Raw genomic sequence first — 6,831 nt, forward strand, 5'->3', positions numbered from 1 at the left:
CATGGAATCGAGGTGTCTTTCTTTTATGCAAAATCACGAACTTGCTCATTTATAGTTTCTAGGAGGATTTTCTTATGAAAAAGACAAAGAAACTGTTAGCATGTTTGATCGCAGCAGCCACCATGTTTACCATGGGAAGTACGGCGTTTGCGGCAGAAACTGCAGAAGCTGAAACGAAAACACCTGTAGATTCTGTTACATTAACAAAAAGTTATAAGCTGGAAGTAGCTGATATGAAATCCCCGGCAGAAACTTTTAACTACACTGTAACAGCAGCTAATGTTACAGATGCAGCCAGCAATACTACAAAAGATAATATGCCGATGCCTAAAGTTGTTGCCTATACGACAGAATATACGGAGGGTGAAGCAACAGTAGAGGGTAAGGAGAAAACTTTTACCATTGAACTTCCAAATTATAATAGTGTAGGAATTTATTATTATACAGTTGCAGAAACTAAGGGTAATACTCTGGGTGTAACATACGATGAAAAAACGGTTACACTGAAAGTCACTGTTGTTAATAATAAGTCAGGAGATGGTTTCGACAGATATGTTACTGTTTATAAAAATATATCCAGTAACGAAAGTAGAAAACTTACAGAAGGTCAGAATGCATTTGAAAATACGTATTCAGCAAATTCTTTACCTGTAAAAAAAGTTGTAACTGGTAATCTTGGTGATAAAAATAAATTTTTCACTGTAACAGTAACTTTAAAAAATAATACAGGAAAGACAATGTCCAGTGATATTTCTTATAAAGTTGGAGAGGCAACAAATACTATCAAAGCAAGTGATTGGGAAAATAATATAGCAACAGCAGAAATCAACCTGAAACATGACCAGACAATTGCTTTCACAAATTTACCATTTGGTGTGACATATGATGTAACTGAGGCAGATTATACTAAAGATAAAGGTGGTTATGACGCCCCAGTGTATACGTATACAAATACTAATAAAACAGTTAATAAAACTTCTCAGAATGTGACAATTACTAACAACAAAGGTGGCGACATCGACACCGGCGTCAACCTCACAACTCTCCCATACATCCTCGTATTCGCAGGCGTGATCGTAATCGCAGGTGCAGCATTCATCACCAGAAGACGTAAATACGAAGACTAATGATCATCCAGGCAGCAGAGAGGAGGCAGTATGAACGCATCTAAGTTTTTTCTGAAAGCAGCCAACTCTCTGGTCACTGCCGTTGTAGCATTGTTTCTGATCCTGGCGGCGGCGTATTCCGGGTATGCACTCTGGGATAACGCACAGGTCTATGGCGCTGTGGACGACATTCAGTCACAGCTCTTAAAACTGAAGCCCGACCCGGAACAGAAAGACGGAGGCGCTTCTTTTGAAGAACTCCGAAAGATCAATCCGGACGTTTGTGGATGGATCACACTGGATCATACAAAGATCGACTATCCGATCCTTCAGGGAGAAGATAACCTGACTTACATCAATACCGATGTATACGGTGATTTTGCTTTGTCAGGAAGCATCTTTCTGGATTCCGGCTGTGACAGGAATTTTCAGGGGAAATATTCTCTCCTGTATGGTCATCACATGGCAGAGCATAAGATGTTCGGAGATCTGGATCTTTACAGAAAAAAGAAATTTTTTGACAAAAACACTACAGGTACACTGATTCTGCCTGACCGTTCCTACAAGCTGGAAATCTTTGCATGTATGCAGGTTTCCGCATCTGAGGATTCTATTTTTGCAACGGGAAAATGGCAGGCGGACACCAGCGGACTTGTGGATTTTGTCAGAAAAAACGCGGAACATGTCCATCAGCAGACGATGGACAACATTGGAAAGTCCGAAGATTTTTCCCAGATACTGGCAATGTCAACCTGCTCTTCGGAATTTACAGATGCAAGAACAGTTCTTCTGGCGGTAATGAAACCTTATTCGCCGGAGACGTAAGGAGGGGATGAAGACGAATATACGAAAATTTCCGGCAGTGCTCCTGCTTGCGGTTCTGTGCCTGACAGTTTTTCCGATTTCAGCTATGGCAGCTGGAGTTGCGGAAGTAAAGATTCCTGTCAGCGTGGAATTGTCAGGTGAGAAGCCATCTCCGGACGAAACTTATACGATCATTCTTCAGGGTGAGGACGAAGCACCCATGCCGGAAGAAAATACGATCACGATCACAGGTGCGGGGAAAGCAGAATTTCCTGCAGTGGAATATGCTGTTCCTGGCGTATACACTTACAGCGTTTCCCAGCAGCCTGGAAAGCTGGAAAACGGACATTATGACAATACCGTTTATTATGTGAAAGTAACAGTAACGAACGGAGAGTCCGGTGATCTGGAAGCAGTTGTGGTTGCACATACCGATGCACAGATGAACAGCGAGAAACAGGATATCGGCTTTGTGAATTCCTACGATCCTGTGGATACGCCGACACCTGTACCGGAAAATACACCGACACCACTTCCGGAAAAAACTCCGACTGCAGTGCCGACCAGAACTCCGGCAGCGACCATAACGAACACGCCGATAAAACCTGACAGCAATCCGCCTGCTTCCGGAACTTCTTCCTATACGGGAACTTCTTCCTATGCAGGAAATACTGGTTCCAGTCATGTAAAAGCTATGCCAAAAACAGGAGATAACACAAACATTGCAAAATGGATCGCAGTGATCTGCGTTTCCGGATGTGTGGTATTACTGGCAGCAGTATTTGTCAGAAGAAAAAAGAAAACGGATAAATAACAGGATCCGGACAGCGGTGCGGCAGGAAAAATTTCTACCGCATCGCTTTTTTTGACGAAATGTGAGGGACAGAGGATGGCAAACGGACTTAAACTGGAAGGTCAGAGATTTGGTCATCTGACGGTACTGAAAAAACTGGATGAGCGGGAAAACAGGTATGTTGTATGGCTGTGCAGATGTGATTGTGGAAATGAGATAAAAGTAAATACCAGACATCTGATGCGTGGGACTGTAAAGGACTGTGGATGTATTCCGGAAAACAGTGCCAAGAGAGGACCGGTGGCAGAAGACCTTACAGGCCGGCGTTTCGGGAAACTTGTGGCAGTAAAAAAACTGGAAAGTAAAAACGGCAGGACCAGGTGGGAATGTCGCTGTGACTGCGGGAATATGCATATTTCCACTGCACACAGCCTGAAAGCCGGAAAATGTACCAGCTGCGGTTGCGGCCATTATGTCAGAGGTCGCGGGATCACCGACATCAGCGGACAGCGTTTCGGGCGGCTGACTGCTCTCTATCATACAGATAAAAGGAGCAAAAAGGGCTCTGTGTTCTGGCATTGTCGGTGTGACTGCGGAAATGAAGTGGATGTGACAGAGGATGGCCTTCTTCATGGTAATTACAGAAGCTGTGGCTGTCTGAGACAGGAGATATGGAAGGAACTTCCCGGGCAGCTGCATATGGTAGATGGAACCTGTGTGGAGATGCTGGAAAAAAGAAAGCACCGCAGTGATAATACCAGCGGATTCCGTGGCGTCTATCAGCTGCGGAATGGAAAATACCGTGCTACCATCGGATTCAAGGGGAAACGATTTTATATCGGAACTTTTGTGGATTATCAGGATGCGGTCCAGGCCCGCCAGGAAGCGGAATCTACCATCCACGAAGGCTTTGTCCGCGCCTGGTACAGCTGGAACCGGCAGGCAGAAAAAGATCCCGGCTGGGCCAGAAATAATCCCCTGGTATACGAGATCCAACGGATCAACGGAGAGTTTCAGGTGACAACGAATATGAAAGAAAAAGAACTGCTGAAGTAAACTGAATATTCTCACATAAGCTGTCGCGTTAATGTGCTACAGCTTATTTTTTTGAAAAATACCGATAAAAATGTGGACAAAACCGAAAATAATGGTTAATATATACACATGCCTAAAAATCAAAAAATGAAAATTATACGAAATATATAATATAAACCCGGAACGGATAAAAAATATATAGACATATTTACAAATCGACATCGCGGATATCAATACCGGAAGAAGTGGTGAAATAACGGGAGGAAGAGAATATGCTGAAATTTTTTAAAGGAAAAGATAAAGGAAATTTAATCTATGCACCCTGCAAGGGTAGAGTGGTTCCCCTTGCGGAGGTTCCGGACCCTGTCTTTGCGGACAAGGTACTGGGTGACGGTTTTGCAGTGATCCCGGCAGACGGCAGGATATATGCTCCGGCAGACGGTGAGGTGGCAATGGTATTTGATACGCTTCATGCAGTTACGCTGACAAGCACTCAGGGCGCGGAAATACTGATACATATCGGACTGGATACAGTCACACTTAAGGGCGAACCCTTTAAAGCGCACGTTGCAGCAGGTGACAAGGTTAAAAAGGGTGATCTTCTGATAGAGGCTGATCTGGACAAAATTGAGAAAGCCGGTTTAAACACGATTATCCCGGTTCTGATCTGCAACACAGATGATTACGGAAAGATAAGCCTCCAGAAGGAGGGGGATGTTTCGGCGGATGAAGCCGTCCTCAAGCTTTCATGATCATCTTCATGCAGCTGACAGGCTTATAGCAGCCCGGAGATAGTAGCAATTTTCGGGGTGTTATAACCGGAGTAATCCGGTCAAATATATTTATTTTAAGGGAGGGGAAATATATGAAATTTCTTCAAAAACTGGGAAAAGCGTTAATGCTTCCAGTGGCAGTACTGCCGATCTGTGGTATCCTCATGGGTATCGGATACTGGTTATGTCCGGCAACTATGCAGGGTGGAGACATTCATGGCGCAGCCAATCTGATCGGTCTGTTTCTGGTTAAGGCAGGCGGAGCTCTGATCGACAACATGGCAATCCTTTTTGCTATCGGTGTTGGTGTCGGTATGTCAGAAAAGAATGACGGAACCGGCGGAATCGCTGCACTTGCATCCTAGCTGATGCTCACAACACTTCTTTCTACAGGATTTGTTACAACCATCATGCCATCAATCGCTGACAGTGCAACAAAAACTCTTGCGTTTGACAAAATTGCGAATCCTTTTATCGGAATCCTTGCCGGTATCATCGGATCTACATGCTATAACAAATTCAAGAGCACCAAACTTCCTGACTGGCTTTCCTTCTTCAGCGGCAAGCGCTGCGTAGCGATCATCGCAGGAGTGGTTTCCATTATCGTATCTGTTGTATTACTGTTTGTATGGCCATTACTTTTCAGTGCACTTGTAGCATTAGGAAAAGCAATCGCAGGTATGGATGTTGTTGGTGCAGGTATCTATGCATTCCTGAACCGTCTGTTGATCCCTACCGGATTACATCACGCACTGAACAATGTATTCTGGTTTGACACCATCGGACTTGGTGATCTTCAGCACTTCTGGGCAGGTGAAACCTCTGCAGATGTATCCTGGAGCCTTGGAATGTACATGTCCGGATTCTTCCCATGTATGATGTTTGGTATTCCTGGTGCAGCACTTGCAATGGTTAAATGTGCGAAACCTGCAAAGAAAAAAGTTGCCATCGGTCTTGTTGCATCTGCAGCGATCTGTGCATTTATCTGTGGTGTAACTGAGCCGTTCGAGTTTGGATTTATGTTCCTTGCTCCTGGCCTTTATGTAATTTATGCATTACTTTACGGTATCTTCACCATGATCACAGTTGCTCTTGGATTCCGTGCAGGCTTCAGCTTCTCTGCCGGTGCGATGGATTTACTTTTCTCATCCTCACTTCCGGCAGCACAGAAGACATTGCTCATCCTTCCTCTTGGAATTGCAGCATTCATCGTATTCTATGTTGTATTCCTTTTTGCCATCAAGAAATTTGATCTGAAGACTCCGGGAAGAGAAGACGATGACGATCTTGAGGCAGAGAAGAATATCGAGCTTGCAAATGATGACTATACTGCTATTGCCGCGAAGATCCTTGAAGGCTGTGGCGGAAAAGAGAACATCACAAGCATCGATAACTGCATCACAAGACTGAGACTTGAGGTTAAGGATATTACAGCTGTAAATGATAAGGTGATCAAATCTGCAGGTGTTGCAGGCGTGATCAAACCTGGAAAAACTTCTGTACAGGTTATTATCGGAACCAAGGTTCAGTTTGTTGCAGATGCATTTTCTGCGCTTTGTAAATAATGGCTTTTTTGGAGTTAGGTATTTGTTAAAATAATTATGGGGGCAGCAGAACTGTGAAAACGGTTCTGCTGCTGTTTTTTTGTATACCTTATATTGACCGATACTTTCAAAAAGCGTACAATGTTACTTCGATAAAAAGCAACCGGTCAGTGCGTTTACAATTGCAATATTTCTACAGGGGGAATGAAGTTAATGAAATCCTGCATATTTCACAAAAAATATCTTTTAGCCGGCATATATATTATTTTTGTTCTGTTTACCTGCTGTAATTCCCGATTTTATCATACACCGCTGGCAAAAATATGTTCCGTAACAGAAAAACAGACTCTGAGCAGAGAAGGAACCAGGGGCTCAAAAGAATATTACTATACTCAGAATATTACGGCACGGATATTAAACGGTCCGCATAAAGGGAAAAAAATAACGGTCTCTAATGAATATACATCTTCTCAGGTTCAGACCAAGAAATATCATAAAGGAGACACCGTTCTTTTAAGCGGTTCAAAGGAAAGCCCCGGAAAAACGATACGTTCTGTAAAAAGGGATGGGTATCTGGCATTACTGGCAGGAGGATTATTTTTTCTTCTGATCTGCATTACAGGAAAGCAGGGATTTTACACGATCATATCATTGATACTGAATACAGTCATATTTGCGTATGGATTTCAGGCTTTTACAGAAGGGAAAAATATTTTAAATACTATAAATGAGCAAATTTGAAAAATTGCACAAAACTACACTGCGAATTTCATAAA

At 43.3% G+C, this 6,831-nt stretch carries 5 protein-coding genes and 1 pseudogene; all 6 read left to right on the top strand.

The features are described from left to right. Nucleotides 1-74: 74 nt before the first annotated feature. The 6 genes and pseudogenes from NE638_RS17275 (at nucleotide 75) to NE638_RS18330 (ending at nucleotide 6,076) form a co-directional block, all read left to right on the top strand. Entirely contained in the window at nucleotides 75-1,127 is a 1,053-nt protein-coding gene (locus NE638_RS17275) for a DUF7601 domain-containing protein (RefSeq protein ID WP_173746818.1), read from the top strand. 30 nt (nucleotides 1,128-1,157) lie between these two features. Beyond that, a complete protein-coding gene (gene srtB, locus NE638_RS17280; RefSeq protein WP_173746820.1) occupies nucleotides 1,158-1,931 on the top strand; it encodes a class B sortase in 774 nt (257 codons plus the stop codon). Between the two features lie 7 nt (nucleotides 1,932-1,938). Next, entirely contained in the window at nucleotides 1,939-2,724 is a 786-nt protein-coding gene (locus NE638_RS17285; RefSeq protein WP_022426561.1) for a Spy0128 family protein, read from the top strand. Nucleotides 2,725-2,799: 75 nt separating this feature from the next. Next, nucleotides 2,800-3,759, top strand: a complete 960-nt coding sequence (locus NE638_RS17290; RefSeq protein ID WP_022426562.1) for an aP2 domain — start codon at nucleotides 2,800-2,802, stop codon at nucleotides 3,757-3,759. Nucleotides 3,760-4,010: 251 nt separating this feature from the next. Next, the gene (locus NE638_RS17295; RefSeq protein WP_015526406.1) at nucleotides 4,011-4,490 is read left to right on the top strand and encodes a PTS sugar transporter subunit IIA; all 480 of its coding nucleotides are present in this window, start codon (nucleotides 4,011-4,013) and stop codon (nucleotides 4,488-4,490) included. Nucleotides 4,491-4,603: 113 nt separating this feature from the next. Beyond that, a pseudogene (locus NE638_RS18330) lies at nucleotides 4,604-6,076 on the top strand (PTS transporter subunit EIIC). Nucleotides 6,077-6,831 lie beyond the last annotated feature (755 nt).

The organism is Blautia sp. MSK.18.38 (assembly GCF_024460535.1).
In the GTDB taxonomy this organism is placed as follows: domain Bacteria; phylum Bacillota; class Clostridia; order Lachnospirales; family Lachnospiraceae; genus Blautia_A; species Blautia_A fusiformis.